Source organism: Vallitalea guaymasensis (genome assembly GCF_018141425.1).
GTDB classification, from domain to species: Bacteria; Bacillota; Clostridia; order Lachnospirales; family Vallitaleaceae; genus Vallitalea; species Vallitalea guaymasensis.
Map to the genome: position 1 here is coordinate 4,751,353 of NZ_CP058561.1, position 24,489 is coordinate 4,775,841.

Genomic DNA, 24,489 nt, shown 5'->3' on the forward strand with positions numbered 1-24,489 from the left:
ATTTTTATTCTTGGTAAAATCCAATTTATGATACTAATGACATATACCAAATTGTAAAAATCACTTATAGATAAAAATATGAACAAAACCTAGATTAAAAAAGGTATATAATCTATGTAGCAGCATAATCTAGGTGTTAATATAGGTGATATTATAGAATGAAAAAATGAAATATTTGGAGGCAAAATTATGATTACATCAGAAGAAATTAAAAGAAGATTATGGGATGGAGCAAATGAATTAAGAGGCTCCATGGATGCAAGCCGTTACAAAGATTATATGCTTGGATTAATGTTCTACAAGTTTCTTAGTGATAAAACATTAGAAACTTTTAAAATAACTGCAGGAGTAGGTCAACTATCAGAAAAAGAATTAGTTGATGAGTACGCTAAGGCAAAGACTGAATATGGAGATAATCTCAATAAAATGATACAAGGTGTGTTGGGGTATTATGTATCGCCAGAATATCTTTATCAAACATGGATTAAAGATATTAATTCTGGGAGTTTTGAAGTTCAAAAGGTAACAGATAGCCTTAATAGTTTTGAAAGAACAATAGCTGTCTCTGGTGATTCAAGTGACTTTATAGGACTATTCTCTAGTTCGACTCTTGACTTAACAGATACAGCTTTAGGTAGCAATCTACATGAAAGAAGCAAAAATATTAAAGCACTAATATTACTATTTGCAGACCTTAACATGGTAGCATTACAAAAAGGGGATATTCTTGGTGATGCATATGAATATTTGATTGGTCAGTTCGCAATGGAATCAGGAAAGAAAGCAGGAGAATTCTATACCCCACATCAAGTAAGTGAAGTTATGGCTCAGATAGTTGCCAAATCATCAGAAATAAAATCAATATATGATCCAACAGTTGGGTCTGGTTCATTACTATTAACAGTGAAAAAGCACTTGGGTAAGAATGTTCAAAGAGATTTATCTTACTATGGTCAGGAAAAAAATACAGCTACCTATAACTTGACCCGAATGAATCTTCTTCTTCATGGAGTGCGTCCAGAAAAAATGACAATCAAAAATGGGGATACTCTTTCCAATGATTGGCCAGAAGATCCTCAAAACCCCAATGAAGGAGTGCAATTTGATGGAGTTGTTATGAATCCACCCTACTCAGCAAAAAATTGGAATAAAGCAGGATTAAAAGTAAGCGATCCTCGTTTTGAAGTAGCAGGCACTCTACCACCAGATTCAAAAGGCGATTTTGCATTTTTACTACATGGATTATATCACCTAGGGACCAATGGAACCATGGCAATTGTATTACCACATGGAGTTTTATTTCGTGGTTCTTCAGAAGGAGAAATTAGAAAAAGATTACTAGATAAGAATTATATTGATACAATTATAGGTTTACCTAATAATCTATTTACTAATACAGGGATTCCAGTTGTAATTATAATACTAAAAAAGAATCGTAAAATAGATGCTCCAGTACTTATTATAGATGCATCAAATAGCTTTATAAAAATAGGAAAACAGAACGTACTTCAAGAAAAAGACATTGCCAAAATAGTAGATGTGTACATAGAAAAGGCGGAGATAACAGGATATAGTCATCTTGCTACACGTGAAGAAATCAAGAAAAATGAATATAATATGAATATTCCTCGTTACGTTGAATCAATCGATACAGAAATTAGCCAAGATGTAGATGCTCATTTGTTGGGTGGAATTCCACAAAAAAATATTGACGATCTATCAATATTACAAGCACTAGTCCCAGATGTCTTAAATAGCTACTTGCAAACAATTCGTCCTGGATATGTCAATCTTACAAAGTCAGTGGATGAATTAACAAGCGAGATTCTAAATGATGTTCGGATTAATAATATGTCCGATGAAATCAGGACAAAAACAAAGGATTATATAGAAAAGTATTGGAATATCTTACGAAATGTTGATAATTCCACTGATATTACAAATCTTATGGGAGAAATGCTTGAAAGCATCAAAAACATCTTATCAGACTATAAGTATATTGATGTATATAATGGATATCAAGTTATTGCGGAAATATGGAAAGATGCATTAACACATGATACAGAGCTTATTGCTAATGAGGGATTCTATAAGATGGGTCGTACCAGAGAACCTAATATGATAACAAAGGGTTCAGGAAAAAACAAACGAGAAGAACAAGATGGATGGGTAGGAAGTATCATTCCTAATGATTTGATTGCACAAGAACTTTATCATGCAGAATTAGAAGCAATTGAAAATAAAAAAGATTCAATTAGAGAGATAGAAACAGAATTAACTGAATTAGTAGAAGCTGCAAAAGATGAAGATAGTAAAGAATATAATGCTTTATATGATGTTTTGAAAAAGAACAAAGACGATGAAATAGGTAATGCTTTTGACAATAAATTACTAAAAACAGAGTTAAAGAAAGCTCAAAAGGATACAGAAGAATATCATTTACTTAAGAAAGTTGAAACATTAATAAGTAATAAATCTTCCCTAATTAAAGCTGTTAGAATTGAGGAAAAAGAGCTAAAAGATGCTGTTGGGGAACGTATTCTAGTATTAACAGATGCTGAAGTAGATATGCTTATGTATAAAAAATGGTTTGGAAGTACTGTTGAAAAAATGGTCGGGTTAGTACATATTCCATTGAAAGCTGAATTAAACTCATTACAAATGATACAGGAGCGTTATGCAGATACACTATCAGAGATAGATATGGAAATAGATAGATTGATGAGTGAATTTGAAGCACTCAAGGATGAATTGGTGGTGAAATAATGAGTGAAAATGAGAAAAATGTACCGAAAAGACGATTTAAAGAATTTGATAAAAATGACGATTGGGAACAGAGTATAATTGGAAAAACTGGATATTTTTACTATGGTAAAAGTGCACCAAAGTGGTCGGTGACAAAAGATTCAAAGACACCTTGTGTTCGATATGGAGAATTATATACGAAACATACAGAAAAAATTGATAGAATCTATTCATATACAAATATTCCTAGAAAAAATTTGAAATTTAGTACTGGCAAAGAAGTTCTAGTTCCACGAGTTGGAGAAGACCCTCTAGATTTCGCAAATTGCAGTTGGCTTAGTATTTCGGACGTTGCTATTGGTGAAATGATTTCTGTATATAATACAGAACAGAATCCTCTATTTACGGCATATATGTTCAATGCTCTACTTAAATATGAGTTTGCTAAACGTGTTGAGGGTGGAAATGTTTCTAATTTATACTATGTGTATTTAGAAGATATTCCTGTTTCTTTCCCGAGTATTGATGAACAAGAAAAAATAACAACGTTCTTGACTAATATTTCCAACCTTATTACCCTTCATCAGCGTAAGTTAGAAAAGATGAAAGCATTAAAAAAAGCATATCTTACGGAGATGTTTCCTGCTGAAGGAGAATGCAAGCCAAAACTAAGATTTGCTGGTTTTACTGACGATTGGGAACAGTGTAAGTTTGAAAATGCATTCACTCATTTACAAAACAACTCTTTTTCAAGAGCCCAGTTAAGCTATGAAAAAGGTGAGGTATTAAATGTCCATTATGGTGATATTCTGGTTGAATACGGTGAATGTTTAGATGTAAATGATGATGTAATCCCCCTTATTGAGAATAAAGATCTTAGTGATAAATATCTTAATTCATTTATAGAAAATGGTGATATTATTATTGCTGATGCTGCTGAAGATGAAATAGTAGGAAAATGCTGTGAAATCAAAGGTTTACAGGGAGAAAAGATGATATCAGGATTGCATACAATCCCATGTAGACCAAGCATGAAATTTGCTACAGGGTATTTAGGATATTATATGAATTCATACGCATATCATGATCAACTTTTACCTTTGATGCAAGGAACAAAAGTAAGTTCAATTTCAAAATCAGCACTTACAAATACATTCATTTGTTACCCTAGAAGTATTGAGGAGCAAGAAAAAATTGGGGCTTATTTTATAGAATTAGATAACCTTATCACCCTTCATCAGCGTAAGCTTGATAAACTACAAAATATAAAAAAAGCATACCTAAATGAAATGTTTATTTAAAAAGGAGCGTAAATTATGAGCAATGTACCTAAAAATGCTTCTGAAAGGACTTTTCAGGAGCATTTTGTAAAAGAACTAGTAAAATATAAATGGAAGTCTCCTGATTTCTTAAACGGAAATAAGAAGAAAGTTACAGTATCCGATCTAATTAATTATTGGCGAAGTGAGTTGAATCGTATAAATGCCGACCAACTTGAAGGCGTAGAATTAACAGATAATGAATTTGCACAGGTGATGACTAAGGTAGGTCAGATCAGCAATAGTTATGAAGCTGCTAAAATATTATCTATTGAAGAATCAACAGGTAAAATTGATGGAATTTATCGTGATGATAATCCAAGGATAACTAGGAAACAGATTACTCTAACTATCTTAAAAAAAGCTGCGGTAAGTGGCGGTGACTCAAGTTATCGTGTGGCAAGGGAGGTAGTAACTCCTAATAATAATAGATTTGATATAGTGTTATTAATTAATGGATTACCCTTAATTAATATAGAACAAAAACGTACGGATAAATCATTAGATGAAGCGTACGGTCAGTTTATCAGATATTATAGAGATGGTGAATACTGTAATAACTTCATGGCATTTTCACAGATGATGGTAATAACTACGGAGATAGAAACTCGTTATTTTGCAACACCAAAATCCATTAATGATTTTAATCCTGTGTTTGTTTTCCATTGGGCAGATAAAGAGAATAAAACGGTAAATAATTGGCAGAAAGTTATTGAGCATTTTTTGATGATACCTATGGCACATCAAATGGTTGGAGATTATTTAGTGATTGATGAAGCAAAAGAAGAAGAAAACAGGAAGCATATGCTCATGCGTCCGTATCAAGTCTACGCATTGCAAGCAATAGAAGGTGCTGCCTTCGGGTGGGATAATGAAGGAATAGCACATGGAGGATTTGTTTGGCATACAACTGGTTCTGGAAAAACAATTACTAGTTTTAAGACAGCATTATTTTTATCTACGCGTGCTAGATTTGATAAGGTAGTATTTTTGGTTGATAGAAGAGCGTTAGATAGAACTACTAGCGATAATTTTAAGGCGTATGCAGCTTATGAACCAGTAACAGTTGATGATACAAAACATACATATCAGTTGAAAAAACAGCTTAAATTACAGAAATCAGGAATTATAGTAACAACGACATTCAAACTTAATGTACTTGTAAAGGAATTAGAAGAAGCTAAGGACAACACTTTGGCAGATAAAGAAATTGTATTTATTGTAGATGAAGCCCATAGAACAACAATGGGACAGATGATGGGAGTTATTAAAGAATATTTTAAAAAAAATGGTCTTTTCTATGGATTTACGGGAACACCTCTATTTGATGAAAATAATATTAAAGGGAAAATAAATAAAAAAAGTGAAGTAATTAATACCACTGAGAAGTTATTTGGCCCCATACTTCATCAATATACCATTGATGAGGCAATTTCAGATGGAAATGTTTTAGGGTTTTATGTGGATTATATCAATACTGGTGAATTCAAAAGTCATGACGATTTAAGAGAACAGTTAGTAGAAATAATTAAAGAAGAGCAACCTGAACTTGCGGATAGGGAGATTGAACGTAAGGTACAAGAATGGTCTGAAGCAGATGTGGAACTACAGGCTAGTAAAAGAAGTATTTTAACATATCAAGATGAGACACATATGCCAAGAGTTGTCGAAGAAATATTAAATAACTGGGAGACTCAGTCTCAGGGAAGAGAATTTAATGCTATCTTAACAGTTGCGTACAAAAAGCGAGTGATTGCATTTTACAATGAATTTAAGAAACAATTAAATGAGCGTGGAGAAAAACTAAATATTACCATGACATTTAGTTTTGGTAACGAAAATGATACTGATAATATTTCTCCAGCAATTATTAAAGAGATGTTCAAGGATTACTCTGAGTATACAGGTATTGAATTTATTGCGGGTGATAAAAAACATGGAGAGGACGCATATTTTGAAGACGTAGTGGAACGTGCAACTCGTGGTGGAAGCAGACGCAATAAGAAAAATATAGACCTCGTGATTGTAGCAGATCAATTACTAACAGGATATGATTCTCAACGATTAAATACATTATATGTTGATCGATCTTTGGAACTGCAGGGATTAATTCAAGCATATTCTAGGACAAACCGTGTATTTGGTAAGAATAAAGAGTTTGGAACAATTGTTAATTTTCAGTATCCAAGGTTGACTAAACAAACTGTAGAAACTGCATTAAAATTATATGGTAGTGGTGGAAGTAGTAGTAGAGCAATAGTTGATACATACATTGTAGCGGTCGAAAAATTTAATATAAGTGTTCTAGAAATGGTTGAATCTCTTCCAGATCCTTCAAAATGGGAAGAATTAAAAGATGAAACAGAAGGGAAAGATAAGTTTATTATTTCTTTTAAAGATGCAGCAGAACAGTTGAATTTGGTGGAACAGTATTATGAATACCAATGGAATGATGATACATTTGGTATTGACGAACACACTTGGTTAAAATATGTAGGTGCATATAAAAATTTAACAAGAAAAGAAGGACCAGATGATCCTGTGATAAATATTATTAAACCACTTGTTGGGAAAACAAAGTTAGCAGGAACACAAGTAATTGATGCAGCTCATTTAATTGGATTGATCGGTTCGAAAGTGAGTAATGTCGATGGTATACAAACAGTAGATGAAGAAATCCTACGTATAATTCATGAGCAGATTCAAGAACTAAGTGATATGGGTGAGGATAATAAAGCACATTTGCTAAAGGAGTTTGTAGATACTGAATTAGTACCTGGAAATTTATCTTATAACTTGAATTTTGATGATGCTTATGATATTTGGAAAAAGGATAAATTAAAAGCTGATATTGATGATTTAGCAGACAGATGGGGCATTGATAAAGATTGGCTTTTAAAATCTGTGAATGCATTCTCAGTAGCACAAGCTAAAGTGATACCTTATATAGATGAATTAACAAAAAGTGTGGATTATGATAAGGCAACAGATAAATCAGCAGGTAACAAATTAAAACATATGATGTTATTAACGGGTAAATTACCAGAGTTGATGGTTGAGATGAAGCAAAAATATGCTTAAAACGTTATCAAAAAAATATCTTTTAATGACCGAGAATATAAAATTTCTTGGTCATTATCCCTTTACTTTAAAACCGGTTTTAATAGATAAAATACTTTAATGATAAATAGAATGGAATTAATTTTTTTATTTAGATATATTGCTATTATAATAAATTATAAGTAAGCTTTTGAAATTTCACACTCGCAATATATATATTTAGTTGATTAAAGCTTCATCAATAATATCTCAAAAAATCAGCACTAGTTTCCACAAAAGGCTTTATATCAAAGCCTTTTTTCCACATCATCTGCCCCTTAAAATCCACAACTTGCTTTAGGAACCCCAATTTTATTAGCAATAAATTCATAACAATATCCCAGTTTAATAAGTTCCATCATACTATCATCTGTAACAAGAAGTTCAGCCATAAATAAATTGGCTTCTTTTTCTGGTTTAGATGACATATCAAAAAAAGAAAACTCTTGTAAAGCTTTTGACTTAGCAAAATTCTGATGCAGTCTATTATGCCCTAATTCATGAGCACAAATAATAGGTTTTAACCTATCCTCAATATTTTCATTTATCACAATATATCTAAATCTAGACTGATAAAAATAAAACCATTTAAGATTTCCTAAATCATGATACTCTACAGTAATATTCAAATCATCAGCTATTTCAAAAGGATCTCTTGTTTTGTATTTCATTATCAATTTATTAACATCTCTCACAATATAATTAGTCATAAATTCACCTGCTCATAGTACATAACAAAATCATCTACTACTTTGTCTAACGTACTTTACCCTTGTTTTTCTTTTAGCATCAAAATATAATATGGTTATAGACTCAAAAAACTTATCCTGATCTTCTTCAGATAATGTACCACCTGCAAAAATAGCAGCAGTTTTTTCAATAAGCTGTTCAGCTTCTTTTTTTCTTTTGTATCCAGAATTGTCTTTAGTAGAATTAATGAAAGTACTTTCTTCTTCAGACATAACATTTACATCAATTTCATCCATTATATAATCAGTGGTTACATTAAATATTTCGGCTAATCCCTTAATAACTTTAATATCTTTAGGAAACAGATTACCTTTTTCATAATTATATATCGTTCTTGTAGAGACTCCAAGTTTCGAAGCCAAATCTGATTGTGTTAATTTATTCTTTGTTCTTAGGTTTCTGACTTTATTGCCAAAACTCATATATATTCCTCCATTCAATTAATTTCTTGTTTATAGAAACAAATTTATTGTTTATCCTTGACAAGCAAGAATCATTGTTCTAAAATCAGAAGTGAACTTCTTGTTTAATAATATACTAGAAAGTAGTTTCTGTCAAGATAAAGCACTAGAAATGGAGGTATTCATATGAAGCATATATATCATCAAAATCATACTAATATACTAGAGTTAGGTAATAAAGATAAGACAAATCCAAATGTATATCATAATACTAAACTTCTTCTCTCTCTTTATGAAAATGTATTATGGAGAATTAATAATGATATCCAGTTGATAAAAGAGGAATGTGAATATGAAGTTCATAAAGATTTAGATAATTTTATAGATAGTTTAGTTGATGTAGAATTATATGTTTCAAGGTCAAGGTTAGATAATAGATTAAGAAGTATAGAAGACAGTAAGAGTCTTGTGAATTTAATTAACAAAGCTATGAAAATGGTAAAATCTTACCCTAATATTGGTGAGAGATATTATAGTATTTTATATAAAACCTATATTACACAATATAAAAGTACTACAGATGAAATGATAGATTATTTAGCAATATCTAGGTCTACATATTTTCGTGAAAAAAAGAAAGCAGTAAATTTACTTGGAACAATATTATGGGGTTATTTAATACCTCAAATAGCTGAAGAATTAAAAAAAGTGGGATTTATTACATATTAAAATGAGACTATAATGGAACTAGAATGAGACTAGATTTAGACTTGCTTGGTACTGACATAATATTTTAATACTGATATACTTGTTACAACAAAATTTATTTAAATAAAAATTGAATATAGGGGTATAAATAGAGTTTTATAGCTTATAGTTTGAGGAGCTTTTTTTTATACCCATTTTTAAAATCATAAGACCTATAGGAATTATGAAATTGAGTCACACAGTTACGTGTGGCTCTTTTTTTATGCCCTTTTTTAAGAAAGGAGAAGAAATGAAAATTAGATGCCGTAGCCCATAACCTTTGTTTTTTTACCTAATTAAATCATAAAAATTGGAGGTTATGGAAGATGAAAGTAAAAATTAATTATGAAGGTACTGAAATTTTAGTAGAAGAAGAAATTAAAATATGTTTAGACGAACTTAAAAGAGAAGAAGAGTCTAGAAAAAGGAAAAACAGAAGAAAAGAAATATTATGGGATGCTATATTAATTGAGGGAATGGAAGTACTTGAGTTATTGAATATGAGTTCTATAGAAGATGAAGTTATTGAGGATATTTATTTACAAGGACTTTATTCATTACTAATAGGTTTAGAAGACTTTGATAAAAAACTAATAAAAGATCGTTTTGTAAATGAACTAAAATACAAGGAGCTTTCAACCAAATATAATATGCCTGTTAGTTCTATCCAATATAAGCTTGAAAGAATCTATAAATACATAAATTGTGAATTAACAAAAAATAATTAAATAAATAATAAAAAGTTTCCGTAAAAATATGCTCTCAATGTCCTAAAGGGTGAAGGGGTATTCTCCTTCACCTGAACATTGAAAAAAGATAGAGCATATTTTGTTTTATCTATAAGTTATATTTAAGTACGTTACCTTATGACCGAAAGGAAAGCGACATGAGGAAAACCGCAATAATGAGTATACACTCTAGCGATAAGTTTTGCCTTGAAATTATTTTTAGGAAGAATAATTTGCAATGACTCATAAGGGAAAATAATGATACTTCTACCTAGTCCTAAGACATCCTATGGAGGGTAGCTAGTTTAGATACTGGAAAATAAATATCTATGTTTGAGAGAGAATATAGAGATTTTTTATGAGCAGATTAGCTAACTGCTGCTTAAATATTATGATATGTTAATAAAACTTAGCCATTGACTAATGTATCAAATTATTTTGATGTAATAGTCAGTTACTAAATATAAAGAGGTGGAATGAACTAAAAATGGATATTGAAAAAGATAACTACGGATTTATAGAAATAAGAGATGATTTAATTAATAAGAAAATAATTAAAAAAGGTTCAAAGATAAGATTTAAGATTGATAACATTATACTATCTGAATTTTATACAGGTAAATCCTATAGTTATAATGTAATTAATGTAGAAACTAATGAATCTAAGCATTTATATCATAGTAAAAAACAACTTAGTGAAGAAAAATATGAAGATGTAAAAGAAAAATTACTATCACTATCTATAATAAAAGAGCAAGACAATATTGCAATAGATAATAGTGTTAAAAATACTGAAAGAGATAAAGAGTTGATTAAATATATTTTTAATATTATTTTACCTAAGTATGGTTTTACAATAAGAGAAAGCCAGATAGATTTATCATTAACTATGTATGATGCTATAAAAAACAATAGGATTGCTTTATGTGAAGCAGAAGTTGGAACTGGCAAAACTTTTTCATATTTGATAGCAGCTATAATAAGTAGATTTTCTGGTTATGTAACCAATGTATTACCTATAGTTATATCAACATCAAGTATTACACTGCAAAAGGCAATAAAAGAAGATTATATACCGCTTATTTCTAGAATTCTTAAAACAGAGGGAATATTATATAGAGATTTATCAGCTGTTATTAGAAAAGGGAAAAGTCATTATATATGTGATAAGAGGTTAAAAGATTGTGTAGATTCAATTCCTTATAAAAAGGATAAAAATGAATTTAAAATATTGAGCAAATTATTAGATGTTGGAGTTGATGGTATTGATCTTGATAGATATGATGAAATAAATAAATACGTTAAAAGTAGGATAAATGTAACAGATAAATGCAATAACAGATGTCCTCAATATCAATATTGTAGATATAATAGATTTTTAAAACATGCAAAATCATTCAATTATGATATCCAGATATGTAATCATAATTATTTTTTTGCGGATATAAAAAAACGGAGTGATAATAAATCTGAAATAATTCCAGATTATTCAATAGTAATTATAGATGAATGTCATAAAATAATTAATGCAGCTAGACAGATATATGGGATGAAAATAGAAAAAGCAAAAATTGATAGGTTAATTAATTCAATATTTAAGATCAGATTCAATAAGGGAAAAGATTATATAGTTAAAGAATATGCAAAAAAATTAAAGAGCAGAGTTGAATGGTTATATAGTTCTCTATTAGGAACTATCATAAATGATGAGGGAAAAGAAACAGAAAGATACAGGATTATAATTAAGACAAGTACAGAAAAATTAATAAGAAGAATCATTTATAACATTAACAGCCTTATCTACAATCTTGATAATAATGAATTCAAATATAAAGATGCATCAACTAGATATACAATTAATTTATTGCTAGAAACAAAAGAAAAGCTACATATATTAATTAACAATAAACATATAACATATTGGATGGAGTTAGAAAACATAGATAAAAATAAAGCAAGTATATGTTGGGTGCCAAAAGAACTTAATAAAATTATATATAGTCATTTATGGATGAATAGAATACCTATTATATTGACATCTGGAACAATATCAGAAAGAGGTTCATTTACATATTTTAAGCATAAAACAGGTATTGATTTAGTTGGTATGCCAAATAGTCAAAGGAGAGCAAAGTTACAGGAAGTAAGCAAAAGCTCTCCTTTTAATTATAATGAAAACACCATAATGTATATCAATGATAGATTACCATTTCCTAATTCAAGAGATATAAAATATATTAATTCAATAACTAGTGAGATAGCAAGGATTATAAAAGCAACTCATGGTCATGCAATGGTTTTATTCACTTCATATAGAACAATGGAATTAGTCTACAATAGAATAACAAAATTAGTGAAGAAGTACTCAATGATCAAAATGGGAAAGGGATATAATAATTGTTTGAATAGATTTAAAACAAGTAAAAATGGAGTTTTATTCGCAGCAGGTGCAGCATGGGAAGGAATTGATATAAGTGGTGATATTTTATCGTCGATTATAATAGTTAAACTTCCATTTGCTGTACCTGATCCTTTATCAAAATATGAACAAACATGTTATAAGGATTTTAATGAATATAAAGATAAGGTTATATTACCTGAAATGATTATCAAGTTAAAACAAGGTGTTGGCAGACTTATAAGAAGTGAAACAGATACAGGTGTTATATCAATATTAGACAGTAGAATGAACGTTAAAAAGGATTATTATAGTAGAGTAATAAATGCATTACCTAAATGTAAAGTTACTAATGATATAGAAGATGTGAAAAAATTTATACAAGATAATAAAAGTATTGAGTATTTTAAATGAAGCTAAAGTAGTATTACTTATACATATGATAAATTATACATGATTATTTGGAGGAATTTTAGTGAATAGTAAATTCAAAAGGATGAATTGCGTAAACAAGTCAGTTCTATTATAATAATATTTATTGGATATTGCCTTGTGCTATTATACAATTGATTAGATGTGTTATATAGTATTAATATTATCTTCAGTTAGATTAATATTTTAAGGAGTTTAGTAAATACGAATACCTTATATCCATTATAGAAGGCACTAGTGTTAATGATGGGAGAAAAAATGGAGTATATCAATGACCAAAACCAAAAATACAAGAATAAAGTAATAGAAGAAATAAATAGAAGGCAAATGATTTCTTATATGAATGATACTAAATGGACTGAATTACGGAAAGGTATTGGAGAATTATTATTTCCACCGCCATATGAGATGAAATATGTTCTAGAGGAATCACAAGATATTAGATTTAATAGTGATGTATGGTATTGGGGTGACTGGAGTGAAGAGACAATGAGACCATATTACGCTATTGAATGGGTAAAAAGTCAGACCGAGATATATTAAGAAAATTGGTAAATATGTAGAGGATCAGATAATTGATGAAACGAAAGATTTTATTGCATTATTACATAAATTAAATATATTTTATCATGAACAAGAGGGAGCATTTCTAATATATGGCTATAGATGTGCGAGTGATAGAAAGGAGTAGAAATATCTATTAGTTTATTAAAATTTCATGAGGGGGATTGTTGTGATTGAGTTAGATGAAGAATCAATGAGGATATATAATGAAAGTCAATATACACATAACTCAACAGATAATAATAGAATGTATAACAAGCATTACTATGGTGTAAACTGCAACAAGCAAAATGTATCAACTCAAATAGGAATAAGATATACGGTTACTGATGCAAATGTTATTTTATTAGCATCAGGTGGAGTTAGTGGTCTACATGATACATGTTATATTGTAGATCAAGGTACTCTATTAATATGTGTTGGTGATTGTATATTCTCAATAAATATTATGGACTTGTCTTTAAATTGGGTTATACAAGGTGACGATATTACTTGTTTTCAGATGTTTAAAGCTAATGATATGTATGTAATTCATGGAGAATTAGGAATATCTGCAGTAACTTCAGATGGTGAAATAAGATGGTGCTTTAGAGGCAGAAATATATTTGTTACACCTGATGGTAAAGACGATTTTAGAATAATAGATGATAAGATACATTTAACTGATTGGGAAGGAAATAAATATATACTAGACCTAGAGGGGAATCTACTATAATTAGATAGACAAAATGAAAGCATATGTCCTCTTTTAGTTGAGAAAAGGAGAGCAAGACAATGGAACAAACATATAGTTTAAACAACCCTATGCCACCACTATGGCTTATGTATCCACATATAAGCAGATACAGTATAGGATGGCGTATGGGATATGGTGAAGATTATGCTTATAACTTTTATCAGTGGTATACAAGTTTAAGTGATATTGAACAAAATAAGTATGAAAATATGTTTCCAGAACCAAAGGGATGGCTTGGTTGGTACAATGATACACATGAAGATGTTTATGATAACAACATACTTTTATGGGATAAGGATTGTAAATTAAAATATAATCTTCAGCGAATACAGAAAGATTTTAGCAAAGGTAAAAAGCTTAAATATATCTTTTTCTGGGGGCATCAGCCTTCTACAGATGGAAAAATTATAAAGAGTTGCATGAGCCAATGGTGGAAAAGTTCATTTGCGATTGAAACAGATACATATTGTTGTATGGAGCAATATATGATGGCAGAAAAGGCTAGATTATTTAACGACCATGAAATATTAGATAAGATATTAAACAACAAAAGTCCTAAGCAAATAAAAGAACTTGGAAGACAAGTAAGGGGATTTGATAATACCAAATGGGAAAAATACAGTGCAAGTATTATATTAAATGGTAACTTAGCAAAGTTTCTACAAGATGAAAATCTAAAACAATTCTTAATGAAAACAAAGGATAAGATTCTTGTAGAAGCAAGTCCATATGATAAGATATGGGGAATAGGTCTATCCGCAGACCATGATAATGCAAATAATCCTGTGTTATGGAAGGGACAAAATTTATTAGGTTTTGCCTTAATGGAAGTAAGGGATGAACTTATTAGGATATGTAAGAATGAGAATATAATAGATTATGAAAAATTGCATAAGCAATTTGACTAGTTGAAGTAGAAAAAAATCACGATAAACCATTAATTCTATGATAATACAACAAAAATTTATATTTAACGGAGACCAACCATGAAATTAGAACTAAATGAACTTCAGCAATGGATATACGATCTTATTTATAATAATAACAGTATTTATAAATTTGAAGATTGGATTTACTATAACGATAATATAATGACATATATATCTTATGATGACTATATAGATTTGATATCTATAGACTATAAAGATAAGTATGCTAGAGGCAATCTACTTAGGATTATTGACCAATATGTAGATTATGGAGTTTTTGAATCAATTAACTTAATAAGATTGCTAGAAAAATGCTTAGATAAAAATTTGAACTTTGATCAGTTAGCTCTTATATACCAAGAATTTTATTATATGTATTGCAACGGATATACTTTCTTAGATGAGCTAGGGATAACTTATGGTCTAGCATGTATTGTACCACCAAGCAAATTTTCTTCAAATGATTGGGATAAATTAAGGGATACCGAAAAAGAAGAAATCATTAATAGTTTTTATCCGGAGGTAAAAGTGTATATTGAGAATGCAATAGAGTTAATTGTTGAAGAAAAAATAGTACTGACAGGATGTAAGAATGAGTTGGAGAGATAGATATTTGTTGATAATAGGTAATTGATAAAATTTAATAGCTACAAAGGAGAGTGGTTATAATGGGACATACTTTAGAAAATTTTAAGGAAATTAAAACAAGTCATGAGATAGAAGAATTCTTGAATTCAGTAGGTTGTTTTCACGATGCAATATTAAAAGAAGTGCATATCTTAAATTCTGGATATGTTGATAATGACTTGGGTATGAGTTTTGGAGGATTTGACTTAAGAGTCTTAATTCAACGGCAATATAGGGAAATGTCAGCTATAGAGTTATTACTAAGTAATGTAAGTGACATGAATATAGCAAACTCAGATGATATATATTCCTCATGCGGTGAAGTTAATACTGATATAATTACAGGACAAAAGCATATAAAAATAGATTTATACGGTAATCAATTTACGTGTAAAAGACTATTTTGGCGTGATGCTTCCGAATGGATGGGAATCCATAGTAAGTTTGGTGAAGATTTTAGTATTGAAACTTTAAATGAGTATGAACAATTGGAAGATGGATGGGTTATTTGTAAAGAATGTTATGAAGCATGGAAAACTAGTAGCAAGATTATACAATGCCCCAAGTGCTTCAGAGATCGTATATCTAATAATACTAACTTTAGAAGGAATATATGATATAAAAGTAGGCAATAAGTGATGGATGATATATGCATAGAAAAATGATATTTTCTTCTAAAATTAAGCTCATATAATTATAAGAGATAATTTTCAACAGATTGGAGTAAATCATGAAAAAATACCAAATAAAAAGACGTATAAAAATAGCACTAGATACTCTTAGGGTAAATGATAATTACCTTCTTAAAAATGATGTTAGTGAAAGAAGTATCGCTCATAGATTAGCACTATATTTAGAGAATACGTTTGGAAAAGAGTTTAATGTAGATTGTGAATATAATAAAGATATTGAACAAGTAAGTGGTGGCAAAAAAATAATGATACTTGAAGATATATGGAGAGAATGTCACAGAAGCATTAACAGTAATGAAGATATAATAGAGGATGCTGATATTCTTATAGAAAAAAGTGTCATACCAGATATTATTGTACATAAAAGAGGAAGAAACGATAAGAATCTCATTGCAATTGAGATAAAAAAGTCTTCCAGCAGAGTAAATGAAAACTATGATTTTGAGAAATTAAAGGCGTATACAAGCATTGAAAATAATCTTCACTATGAATACGGCATTTTTATCAAATTTTATGTCAACCAAAATAGGTATATGGAGCCTAAAATAATATATTTCCAGAAGGGAAAACAAATAGACTAAATAGCAAGATTAAATAAAGTATAATAAAAAACTTCAGCCCAGACAAGCTGAGGTTTTTTTACGCCTATAATCGTCAATAATAATAGTTGAAATTCCATTTGCTTATAATTAGAACATAAATAAACATCATATAATATTTTTAATTATCATGCTATCACAGCAGGACTATTTATTGCTTTTATAATAAACCACAACTGTGACTTAAATGAAGAGGGTGGAGAAGATGAAGATAAAAGAAACTGACAAAGCATTGTTAAATTTAGAAGAATTCTGTAAATATTTAGGAATAGGTAAAACCAAGGCGAGAGAATTATTAAAAAATCCTATGTGTACCTATGTAATACGGATTGGAAATAGACTGTATGCAAATAAAAGAAAATTGGACAAATGGATTGATATAAATTCTGGTAATTTTAAATGACGAAATATTGAAATCTGAGCTGGTAGTGGGTTATAATAGAAAAGTAAATTATATAACCCATTAAAAGTTCTTTTTGAGAGGAGCTTATTATGGGTAAAGATATAAATGGTAAAGAACTAGGGACTGGTATCAGCCAAAGAAAAGACGGTAGATATGTTGGACGTTTTACCAATCGTTTTGGTAGAAGACCAGAGGTGAAAAGCAGAAGTTTAAAAGAACTTAAGGTTCTTCTTAATGCTGCTATATATGAAGACTTAAATAAATTGAATCATGCTGATGATAAGATGACTTTGGATGAATGGTTTGAGAAGTGGATGAAGAACTATAAAAATCAAACCATTTGTGCTAACACTAAAAGTCACTACATATCAATTTATGAAAAGCATATTTCATCACCCTTAGGAAAAAAGAAAATGCTTAATATTACACAACTTAAGATATTAGAGATTTTGAATAATTTAGATTCTAAAGGATACCAGTATGAGACACGTAATAAGGTAAGAATTCTATTACAGGATATGTTTGATAAAGCTATGATTAATGAAATTGTTTCAAAAAATCCAGCAAAAGGTATCAAAATGAAAACCAAGGAAAAGGCAGAACCAAAAGTATTGACTCCTGAAGAACAGGCAAGTTTTTTTGAATGCAGTAAGGGATCATTTTATGACAATCTATTTACGGTAGCGATATCCACTGGATTAAGACCTGGTGAAGCTTGTGGTCTGACACTTGATGACATTGACTTTGATGAGATGCTCATTGATGTTAATAAGACATTGGTTTATCAGAAATTTGAAGGAGATAAAAAGAAGATGTTTCACTTTGATCCTCCCAAAACCAAGTCTAGTAAAAGGCAAGTTCCAATGAATCAAAAGTGTGCTCTTGCTTTAAAGAAACAAATTATGCAAAGAAATGTGATTATGGCAAGACGAACAACAAAGTCGGTAAAAGGTTTTGAAAAACTATTATTTACAACAAAGTTTGGTACACCTCTTAATGCACAGGTTTATGGTCAAGCTGTTCGAAAGATTATTGACGAGATTAATTTGCTACGTGATGAACTTGAACAAATGGATTACTTTTCACCTCACTGCTTTAGACATTCTTTTGCAACAAGGTGCTTTGAAGCAGGGATTAAACCTAAAACAGTTCAGAAATATCTTGGACATGCAACACTACAAATGACGATGGATTTATATACTCATGTGTTAGTAGAGCATTCTCAAGAAGAGATGATAAAACTTGAAAAAGTTCTAGATGATACAATGGATGTCTCCGAATCTATGATTGATGATCAGTACAAAAAATTCACTGAGAAAGAAGAGCAAAACAACTGTGTTTATCTGTTTAAGGCAAATTAGTTGGTGTCCAAAATAGTGTTGGTGTCAAAATTGGTGTCAGGTAACCATATTTTGGTGTCGTGTGACTTTAAAGCCTTTAATTACAAGGGATAGAGTTTTAGAAATTTTGAATTTCTACATTTCTTATTATGTATATCAGCAAACACCATACCTTATGGATGAGATTGGTGAGGAAAGCTAGGTTTTACGGAATTATATTTGACAAAAATGATATGTAGTGATAAAATTATGAAAATAAAAAATAAAGGCGAAGAAGAGAAGTAGTAAATATACTTGTATTGTTCAGAGAGAAGATGGGTGGTGCGAATCTTCACAATCAATATATTGAAGCAGTCTCGGAGCCTTGAACCGAAATAATAGTAGGCTTCAACGGAAATCCACCGTTATCATAGGATAGAGTATCGGTAATATGAGTTGCCTGTACTTGATGAGTGTAGAGATTATCTCTGAATTTAGGTGGTACCACGGATTAAGAATTCGCCCTAAGCTATTAAAAGCTTAGGGTTTTTTAATGCAATCTTATAAGAAAGGATGATGGTTATGACAGCAAATGAATTAAGAAAACTTTATGTATCATACTACAAAGAAAGGGGACATCAGTTAGCCGCAGCTGCATCTTTAGTACCTGAAAATGATGCAAGTGTATTATATACCACAGCTGGCATGCAACCACTTGTTCCTTATCTTTTAGGAAAAGAGCATCCATTAGGGAAACGTCTTGTGAATGTACAAAGATGTGTAAGAACAGGAGACATAGAGGAGGTAGGTGATGATTATCACTTAACTGTCTTTGAAATGCTAGGAAACTGGTCTTTAGGTGATTATTTTAAAAAAGAGGCAATTACTATGAGTTTTGAATTTCTTACAGAGAAACTTAATATACCTGTTTCTAGCCTTGCAGTAACTGTTTACAAAGGAAATGATAAAGTGCCATATGATGCTGAAGCTACTCAGACATGGTTAGAGCTAGGATTAAGTAAAGAACAGATTTTTCGTTATGGAGATGATGAAAACTGGTGGGGACCGGCTGGAGAGACAGGTCCATGTGGTCCTGATTCAGAAATGTTCTATGTAAATGATTTACCTGATTGTAGTGAGAAGTGTGGACCAGCCTGTAGTTGTGGAAAGTATGTTGAATTGGGGAATAATGTTTTTATGACATATAACAAAGATAAAGATGGTAATCTTACTGAACTAAAACAAAAGAACGTTGATGTGGGTTTAGGATTTGAAAGATTATTAATTCTTGCAAATAATCTACAAAATGTATATGAAACAGATTTATTTGTTCCATTAATCAATAAATTGGAAGAAATAAGTGAGGTATCATATGACAAAAGCAATGAAAAGACTTATAGAATCATATGTGAACATACTAGGGCTGCTGTATTTATTCTTGCTGATCCAAAGAATATTGTTCCATCAAATTCAGAACAAGGATATATACTTAGACGACTTATTCGACGTACTATTCGTATGATTCATAAGTTAGGTGTTAAAAAGAATATATTTCCTGAATTAGCGCAAGAAGTTATTGAAATATATGGAGAAGCATATCCTGAGGTTAAGTTATTCAGAAAAACTATCATTGAAGAATTGAAAAAGGAATATGATAAATTCAATAAAACTCTTCAAAGTGGATTGAAAATGGCAAATAAATATTTTGGGAAATTACAAGCTGGTGAATGTTTGAACGGTCAACAAGCTTTTAAATTATACGATACCTATGGTTTTCCTATTGAATTCACATTAGAACTAGCAGGGGAAAAAGAAATCATTGTTGACGTAGAGGGGTTTAAAGCAAAGTTTGAAGAGCACCAGGAGAAATCCAGAAGTGGAGCTGCTGGGAAATTCAAAGGAGGGTTGGCAGAGCATAATCGTAATAGTGTTAGGCTACACACCGCAACGCATTTACTCAATAATGCGCTTCGTCAAGTTCTAGGAGATTCGGTTTTTCAAAGAGGAAGCCACATCAATTCTGAACGACTAAGATTTGATTTTTCTTTTCATAGAAAGTTATCTGAAGAAGAGATAAGTCAGGTAGAAAGCATTGTTAATAAGGCAATCAAGGAGAGTCTTGATGTTTATTGTATGGAAATGAATGTAGAAGATGCTAAAGAAAGTGGAGCAATAGGAATCTTTGAATCAAAATATGGTGACGTTGTTAAAGTTTATGCTATTCCAGGATATTCATTAGAAATATGTGGTGGACTACATGTTTCTAATACAGCTGAACTTGGGTATTTTAAAATAATTAAAGAGCAAAGTTCTTCTTCAGGTGTAAGAAGAATAAAAGCTATTGTTGATTTGGATTAATGTAACAACTGAAGGAGAATAAGTATGTAAAGAGGATGTAATATTTATAATTGCATTGTATGGTATAATTTAACTGTAACTACGCCATTCATACTTATATCCAATATAGAGGAGGAATCTATGTTTTAATCGTTATAAATAATTATATGCATAGTACCTGTTAGTTAATATTGATTAGGTACTATGCTTTTACTTTAGGTACCATAAAATTATACAATATAGTTATTGAAGAGGTGTAATAGATGGATAGAGAAGAGCTATTATTAATAAAATATGGATTTAATCCAGATAAAGGAAGCAGAAAAGAAATACGAGAATTACTTTTAAACGAAATAGTTAATGAAAAAAATTAGAAAGCCATGAGTGCTTAAGGGTACTATGTTTTCTACTATATTTAATAGGGGAAAAAGAAGATAGTGAACTTATATGGCAAGCTAAAATGTTAAATATGGATGCAGGATGTATGATTGAGGCAGAATTACTTTGTGGAGGATTTTTCACCTGTAGGTGGGGAAATCATTTTTAAGGTTGAAGGCAGGGGAGATAGTATTCGGTTTTGCATCATTGATTATGGACAAGGGTTTTCTTATGATGCTCTTAAAAAGGGGGAAAGGTAATTATTGAATTGCCTCTGATATACAAAAAATAAAACCTCCTGACTTTATATATACATAATCAGGAGGTTTTCAAAATATTTTTTTCCACCTAAGGAAGAATACTTATCAAAAGAGAAGGCATAAACTACGTGAAAAATAAGTGAAAATTATGACTTTGAAAAACTAAAGGCTTATACAAGTATTGAAAATAATCTTGACTATAAATATGGTATTTTCATCAAATTTTACATTGAGCCTAAAAAAATATATTTCCAAAAGGGAAAACAAATAGACTAAATATCAAATCTTATTTTAAATTTCTACATTCTTATTATATATAATAATAAACATATGTTATCTGCAAAGTAGGAGAGTAAAAAACGAGCATCAGCTCGTTTTTTGTGAAACAAATTAAAGAACAAGATTACTCATGTATTTAATAGTATAATCTACTCCTTTATCTCCTAATTTGCCTTTCCAAGTAGCTGAATGAGGTTCAATACTTAGATTACCATCATAACCCATTTTGTACAGGATTGCCATGATGGAGTTCCAATCCAGTTGGTCCATTCCAGCTGGTGGGTCGTCGTAACGCTTGCCATCAACTTTTAGAGCTCCTTTTATATGGAAATGATAAAAACGATTACCCCATTTTGCGATTTCACTTAAATAATTGTCATTATCATCATAATAGCTATGGGAAGGATCATATTTGATTCCTAATTCATCTAGCTGTCCATGTATTATATTCCAAGCCTTTTCACTATAAACAAAATTATTCCAACGACAATTGTATGTAGCTATCTTAATTCCAAGCTCTTTACCATAAGCTAAAAGTTTCTCAAAGAAATTAATGGCTGCTTGACAATTCTCTAGATAACTTAAACTTTCCTGTTCATTGCATCCACATACATATACTCCACAGCCTAATTTTTTACAAGCCTCAATAAGTTTATATTCTTTTTCTAGTTCATCTTGACATATATTACCCTTTTCATCAATGCGATTAGAGCCCCAACGTCCAATTGAACCAATCTTAACATTATAGGCATTAATCCATTGAATGATTTGATCTACGTTACTTATAAATTCATCTACATCAACATTAATATTAATACATAATTCAATGAAATCAAGTCCCTTGTTTTTAGCCATTATAAAACTTTCTTCTGTAGGATCTGCAATAATTCCTAAGTTCATTTCTATATCCTCCTATAAGTAATAATAAAATATTTATTTAGGTAAATATTCTTAATAAGAAATATAAATGTAACGGATTACATTCATTATCGTAATTAAATTATAACATCTTATAAATTAAATTCAATAAAATAATAATTTTATTATCATTAATGATATAATATCCAATAAGAAATAAATAACTACGAGTAAGGAGTTAGAATATGGGAGCATTTCGTCAAGAACATATTGTGGACAAAGATTTTCCTTTCTTATTATTTTCTCATGAAGATAATATTACATTTCCTCCCCATTGGCACGATGAAATTGAACTTATATATATGTTGGATGGTGAATGTGAAGTATGGTTGAATAATACATTATATAAATTGAATAAAGGTAATCTATTAATTATTGGAAGCAGAGAAATACATCACTTCTCAAATAATAAAAAGAGCAGGAAGATATTTATTCAATTCAATCTAAGTTTGGTAAGTAACATATATAATGATTTGAATAAGCTCAAGTTCATTAATCCTGTATTTGAAAGTGATAAGATATCAGATAAACATTATAAGATGGAATTAGAACGACAGATTCTAGATCTGAAACAAGAATTCATTCAAAAGAAATCTGCCTATAAATTGAATCTTATGGCTGGGCTTTATAGAATAATAGCAGTACTGCTAAGATTTACTCCTATAGAGTATTATTCAAAAGGTGAAAAAACCAAGCAGAATCAACGTATCAATTTATTGAGCAGAATATATAAGTATGTAGAATATCATTATAATGAGAATATATCCATTGACCAAATAGCTAAGGTGGCTAATTTTAGTACATATCATTTTACTAGATTTTTTAAAAAGAGTACAGGTATTACTTTCCTAAGTTACCTTCACTTATACAGGGTGGAGAAATCAAAGAACCTTTTAGAATCTTCATCCAAAAAAATAATTGAAATAGCTATGTTAAGCGGTTTTGATAACATTAAGACCTATAATAGAGTTTTCAAAGATTATACAGGGATGACACCGTCGGAATATAGAAAGAATATAGAGCAAATTCAAGATAGCAATATTTGAGAAGTATTGAGCAACTTTTGACAGGACTATCTACACATGATTATGTAGAATGAAGCTATCATAATTGAAATGGAGGTAGTTCTTGTGAAAAAAGCATTAATTATTTATGGAGGCTGGGAAGGTCATGACCCAGATGGTGTTGCTAAGGTATTTGAGAATACTTTGACTGACTGTAATTTTGAAGTAGAGGTTTTTAATACATTAGATATTCTCCTAGATACTGAAAGATTGAAGACATATCATATAATAATTCCTATATGGACAATGGGTACAATTACTGATAAACAAATGAAATCCATATCCCAAGCAGTTGCCCATGGAGTTGGACTTGCAGGTTGTCATGGGGGAATGTGTGATGCATTTAGAGACAATGTTGATTGGCAGTTCATGACAGGTGGAAATTGGGTATCTCATCCAGGCGGTGATCTAGTTGAATATGAAGTCAATATCAAGAATAGTTCTAGTAAAATAGTCGAAGATATTCAGGATTTCCGTGTTAAGAGTGAACAATACTATCTTCATGTAGATCCTGCTATTGAAGTATTAGCCACTACTCGTTTCCCTATTGCTGATGGTCTGCATTCCTTGAATGGATATGTTGATATGCCTGTCGTATGGACAAAAAGATGGGGAAAGGGCAGAGTGTTTTACAATTCATTAGGTCATCAATCAGATATTTTTAATATCCCAGAAGCAATTGAGTTGATGAAAAGAGGTTTCATGTGGGTAGCTGAAGGTAAGGATAAATGTATAAATGAATATAAGGATTGTGGGGTATAGACT

At 30.3% G+C, this 24,489-nt stretch carries 22 protein-coding genes and 1 other annotated feature; of the genes, 19 read left to right on the forward strand and 3 right to left on the reverse strand.

What is annotated here, in order from left to right:
* The first annotated feature begins 189 nt into the window (after positions 1-189).
* From HYG85_RS20455 to HYG85_RS20465, 3 genes are read left to right on the forward strand one after another with little or no spacing between them, the layout of a single operon-like run.
* Positions 190-2,766, forward strand: coding sequence for a type I restriction-modification system subunit M (locus HYG85_RS20455; protein ID WP_212691224.1), 2,577 nt, complete (start codon positions 190-192; stop codon positions 2,764-2,766).
* Positions 2,766-4,046, forward strand: a complete 1,281-nt coding sequence (locus tag HYG85_RS20460; RefSeq protein ID WP_212691225.1) for a restriction endonuclease subunit S — start codon at positions 2,766-2,768, stop codon at positions 4,044-4,046. The genes HYG85_RS20455 and HYG85_RS20460 overlap by 1 nt, the downstream gene beginning before the upstream one ends.
* A 15-nt stretch (positions 4,047-4,061) precedes the next feature.
* Positions 4,062-7,145 (forward strand): type I restriction endonuclease subunit R, encoded by a 3,084-nt coding sequence (locus tag HYG85_RS20465; RefSeq protein ID WP_212691226.1) that lies wholly within the window; start codon positions 4,062-4,064, stop codon positions 7,143-7,145.
* Between the two features lie 296 nt (positions 7,146-7,441).
* Here the strand turns inward: HYG85_RS20465 and HYG85_RS20470 are convergent, their stop codons facing one another.
* Both HYG85_RS20470 and HYG85_RS20475 read right to left on the reverse strand, forming a co-directional pair.
* Complete coding sequence (locus HYG85_RS20470) at positions 7,442-7,873, reverse strand: ImmA/IrrE family metallo-endopeptidase (RefSeq protein WP_244971234.1); 432 nt, start codon at positions 7,871-7,873, stop codon at positions 7,442-7,444.
* 30 nt (positions 7,874-7,903) lie between these two features.
* Positions 7,904-8,335, reverse strand: a complete 432-nt coding sequence (locus tag HYG85_RS20475) for a helix-turn-helix domain-containing protein (protein ID WP_212691227.1) — start codon at positions 8,333-8,335, stop codon at positions 7,904-7,906.
* Positions 8,336-8,500: 165 nt separating this feature from the next.
* On the opposite strand from HYG85_RS20475, the gene HYG85_RS20480 reads away from it, so the two are divergent.
* From HYG85_RS20480 to HYG85_RS20540, 14 genes are all read left to right on the forward strand, one after another.
* Positions 8,501-9,043, forward strand: coding sequence for a DUF1492 domain-containing protein (locus HYG85_RS20480; protein ID WP_212691228.1), 543 nt, complete (start codon positions 8,501-8,503; stop codon positions 9,041-9,043).
* A gap of 344 nt (positions 9,044-9,387) precedes the next feature.
* Positions 9,388-9,789, forward strand: coding sequence for a hypothetical protein (locus tag HYG85_RS20485; protein ID WP_212691229.1), 402 nt, complete (start codon positions 9,388-9,390; stop codon positions 9,787-9,789).
* Positions 9,790-10,276: 487 nt separating this feature from the next.
* A complete protein-coding gene (locus HYG85_RS20490; RefSeq protein WP_212691230.1) occupies positions 10,277-12,601 on the forward strand; it encodes an ATP-dependent DNA helicase in 2,325 nt (774 codons plus the stop codon).
* 261 nt (positions 12,602-12,862) lie between these two features.
* The gene (locus HYG85_RS20495) at positions 12,863-13,162 is read left to right on the forward strand and encodes a DUF6678 family protein (RefSeq protein WP_212691231.1); all 300 of its coding nucleotides are present in this window, start codon (positions 12,863-12,865) and stop codon (positions 13,160-13,162) included.
* 31 nt (positions 13,163-13,193) lie between these two features.
* Positions 13,194-13,310, forward strand: a complete 117-nt coding sequence (locus HYG85_RS24835) for a hypothetical protein (RefSeq protein WP_408647996.1) — start codon at positions 13,194-13,196, stop codon at positions 13,308-13,310.
* Positions 13,311-13,352: 42 nt separating this feature from the next.
* Positions 13,353-13,898 carry a hypothetical protein gene (locus tag HYG85_RS20500; RefSeq protein WP_212691232.1) on the forward strand — a complete coding sequence of 182 codons (546 nt, stop codon included), beginning with the start codon at positions 13,353-13,355 and terminating at the stop codon, positions 13,896-13,898.
* 59 nt (positions 13,899-13,957) lie between these two features.
* On the forward strand, positions 13,958-14,827 hold the full coding sequence (locus HYG85_RS20505; RefSeq protein ID WP_212691233.1) for an NADAR family protein: 870 nt from the start codon (positions 13,958-13,960) through the stop codon (positions 14,825-14,827).
* A gap of 78 nt (positions 14,828-14,905) precedes the next feature.
* Complete coding sequence (locus HYG85_RS20510) at positions 14,906-15,457, forward strand: hypothetical protein (protein ID WP_212691234.1); 552 nt, start codon at positions 14,906-14,908, stop codon at positions 15,455-15,457.
* A gap of 59 nt (positions 15,458-15,516) precedes the next feature.
* Positions 15,517-16,092, forward strand: coding sequence for a hypothetical protein (locus tag HYG85_RS20515; RefSeq protein ID WP_212691235.1), 576 nt, complete (start codon positions 15,517-15,519; stop codon positions 16,090-16,092).
* Between the two features lie 113 nt (positions 16,093-16,205).
* Positions 16,206-16,748 (forward strand): hypothetical protein, encoded by a 543-nt coding sequence (locus HYG85_RS20520; RefSeq protein ID WP_212691236.1) that lies wholly within the window; start codon positions 16,206-16,208, stop codon positions 16,746-16,748.
* Between the two features lie 223 nt (positions 16,749-16,971).
* Positions 16,972-17,169, forward strand: coding sequence for a helix-turn-helix transcriptional regulator (locus HYG85_RS20525; protein WP_212691237.1), 198 nt, complete (start codon positions 16,972-16,974; stop codon positions 17,167-17,169).
* 89 nt (positions 17,170-17,258) lie between these two features.
* Positions 17,259-18,530 carry a tyrosine-type recombinase/integrase gene (locus HYG85_RS20530; protein ID WP_212691238.1) on the forward strand — a complete coding sequence of 424 codons (1,272 nt, stop codon included), beginning with the start codon at positions 17,259-17,261 and terminating at the stop codon, positions 18,528-18,530.
* Between the two features lie 241 nt (positions 18,531-18,771).
* Positions 18,772-19,018: a binding site (T-box leader), on the forward strand.
* Between the two features lie 52 nt (positions 19,019-19,070).
* Entirely contained in the window at positions 19,071-20,846 is a 1,776-nt protein-coding gene (locus HYG85_RS20535) for an alanine--tRNA ligase (protein WP_212691239.1), read from the forward strand.
* A gap of 467 nt (positions 20,847-21,313) precedes the next feature.
* Positions 21,314-21,463, forward strand: coding sequence for a hypothetical protein (locus tag HYG85_RS20540; RefSeq protein WP_212691240.1), 150 nt, complete (start codon positions 21,314-21,316; stop codon positions 21,461-21,463).
* 390 nt (positions 21,464-21,853) lie between these two features.
* On the opposite strand, the gene HYG85_RS20545 is transcribed toward HYG85_RS20540, so the two are convergent.
* Positions 21,854-22,642: a sugar phosphate isomerase/epimerase family protein gene (locus HYG85_RS20545; protein WP_212691241.1), complete on the reverse strand. Its 789-nt coding sequence runs from the start codon at positions 22,640-22,642 to the stop codon at positions 21,854-21,856.
* 203 nt (positions 22,643-22,845) lie between these two features.
* On the opposite strand from HYG85_RS20545, the gene HYG85_RS20550 reads away from it, so the two are divergent.
* Both HYG85_RS20550 and HYG85_RS20555 read left to right on the forward strand, forming a co-directional pair.
* On the forward strand, positions 22,846-23,706 hold the full coding sequence (locus tag HYG85_RS20550) for an AraC family transcriptional regulator (RefSeq protein WP_212691242.1): 861 nt from the start codon (positions 22,846-22,848) through the stop codon (positions 23,704-23,706).
* Between the two features lie 84 nt (positions 23,707-23,790).
* A complete protein-coding gene (locus HYG85_RS20555) occupies positions 23,791-24,486 on the forward strand; it encodes a ThuA domain-containing protein (protein ID WP_244971235.1) in 696 nt (231 codons plus the stop codon).
* Positions 24,487-24,489 lie beyond the last annotated feature (3 nt).

Bases quoted from the DNA above. Each gene is read 5' to 3' on its own strand.
- HYG85_RS20455 (WP_212691224.1), top strand. From the start codon at position 190: ATGATTACATCAGAAGAAATTAAAAGAAGATTATGGGATGGAGCAAAT.
- HYG85_RS20460 (WP_212691225.1), top strand. From the start codon at position 2,766: ATGAGTGAAAATGAGAAAAATGTACCGAAAAGACGATTTAAAGAATTT.
- HYG85_RS20465 (WP_212691226.1), top strand. From the start codon at position 4,062: ATGAGCAATGTACCTAAAAATGCTTCTGAAAGGACTTTTCAGGAGCAT.
- HYG85_RS20470 (WP_244971234.1), bottom strand. From the start codon at position 7,873: ATGACTAATTATATTGTGAGAGATGTTAATAAATTGATAATGAAATAC.
- HYG85_RS20475 (WP_212691227.1), bottom strand. From the start codon at position 8,335: ATGAGTTTTGGCAATAAAGTCAGAAACCTAAGAACAAAGAATAAATTA.
- HYG85_RS20480 (WP_212691228.1), top strand. From the start codon at position 8,501: ATGAAGCATATATATCATCAAAATCATACTAATATACTAGAGTTAGGT.
- HYG85_RS20485 (WP_212691229.1), top strand. From the start codon at position 9,388: ATGAAAGTAAAAATTAATTATGAAGGTACTGAAATTTTAGTAGAAGAA.
- HYG85_RS20490 (WP_212691230.1), top strand. From the start codon at position 10,277: ATGGATATTGAAAAAGATAACTACGGATTTATAGAAATAAGAGATGAT.
- HYG85_RS20495 (WP_212691231.1), top strand. From the start codon at position 12,863: ATGATGGGAGAAAAAATGGAGTATATCAATGACCAAAACCAAAAATAC.
- HYG85_RS20505 (WP_212691233.1), top strand. From the start codon at position 13,958: ATGGAACAAACATATAGTTTAAACAACCCTATGCCACCACTATGGCTT.
- HYG85_RS20510 (WP_212691234.1), top strand. From the start codon at position 14,906: ATGAAATTAGAACTAAATGAACTTCAGCAATGGATATACGATCTTATT.
- HYG85_RS20515 (WP_212691235.1), top strand. From the start codon at position 15,517: ATGGGACATACTTTAGAAAATTTTAAGGAAATTAAAACAAGTCATGAG.
- HYG85_RS20520 (WP_212691236.1), top strand. From the start codon at position 16,206: ATGAAAAAATACCAAATAAAAAGACGTATAAAAATAGCACTAGATACT.
- HYG85_RS20525 (WP_212691237.1), top strand. From the start codon at position 16,972: ATGAAGATAAAAGAAACTGACAAAGCATTGTTAAATTTAGAAGAATTC.
- HYG85_RS20530 (WP_212691238.1), top strand. From the start codon at position 17,259: ATGGGTAAAGATATAAATGGTAAAGAACTAGGGACTGGTATCAGCCAA.
- HYG85_RS20535 (WP_212691239.1), top strand. From the start codon at position 19,071: ATGACAGCAAATGAATTAAGAAAACTTTATGTATCATACTACAAAGAA.
- HYG85_RS20545 (WP_212691241.1), bottom strand. From the start codon at position 22,642: ATGAACTTAGGAATTATTGCAGATCCTACAGAAGAAAGTTTTATAATG.
- HYG85_RS20550 (WP_212691242.1), top strand. From the start codon at position 22,846: ATGGGAGCATTTCGTCAAGAACATATTGTGGACAAAGATTTTCCTTTC.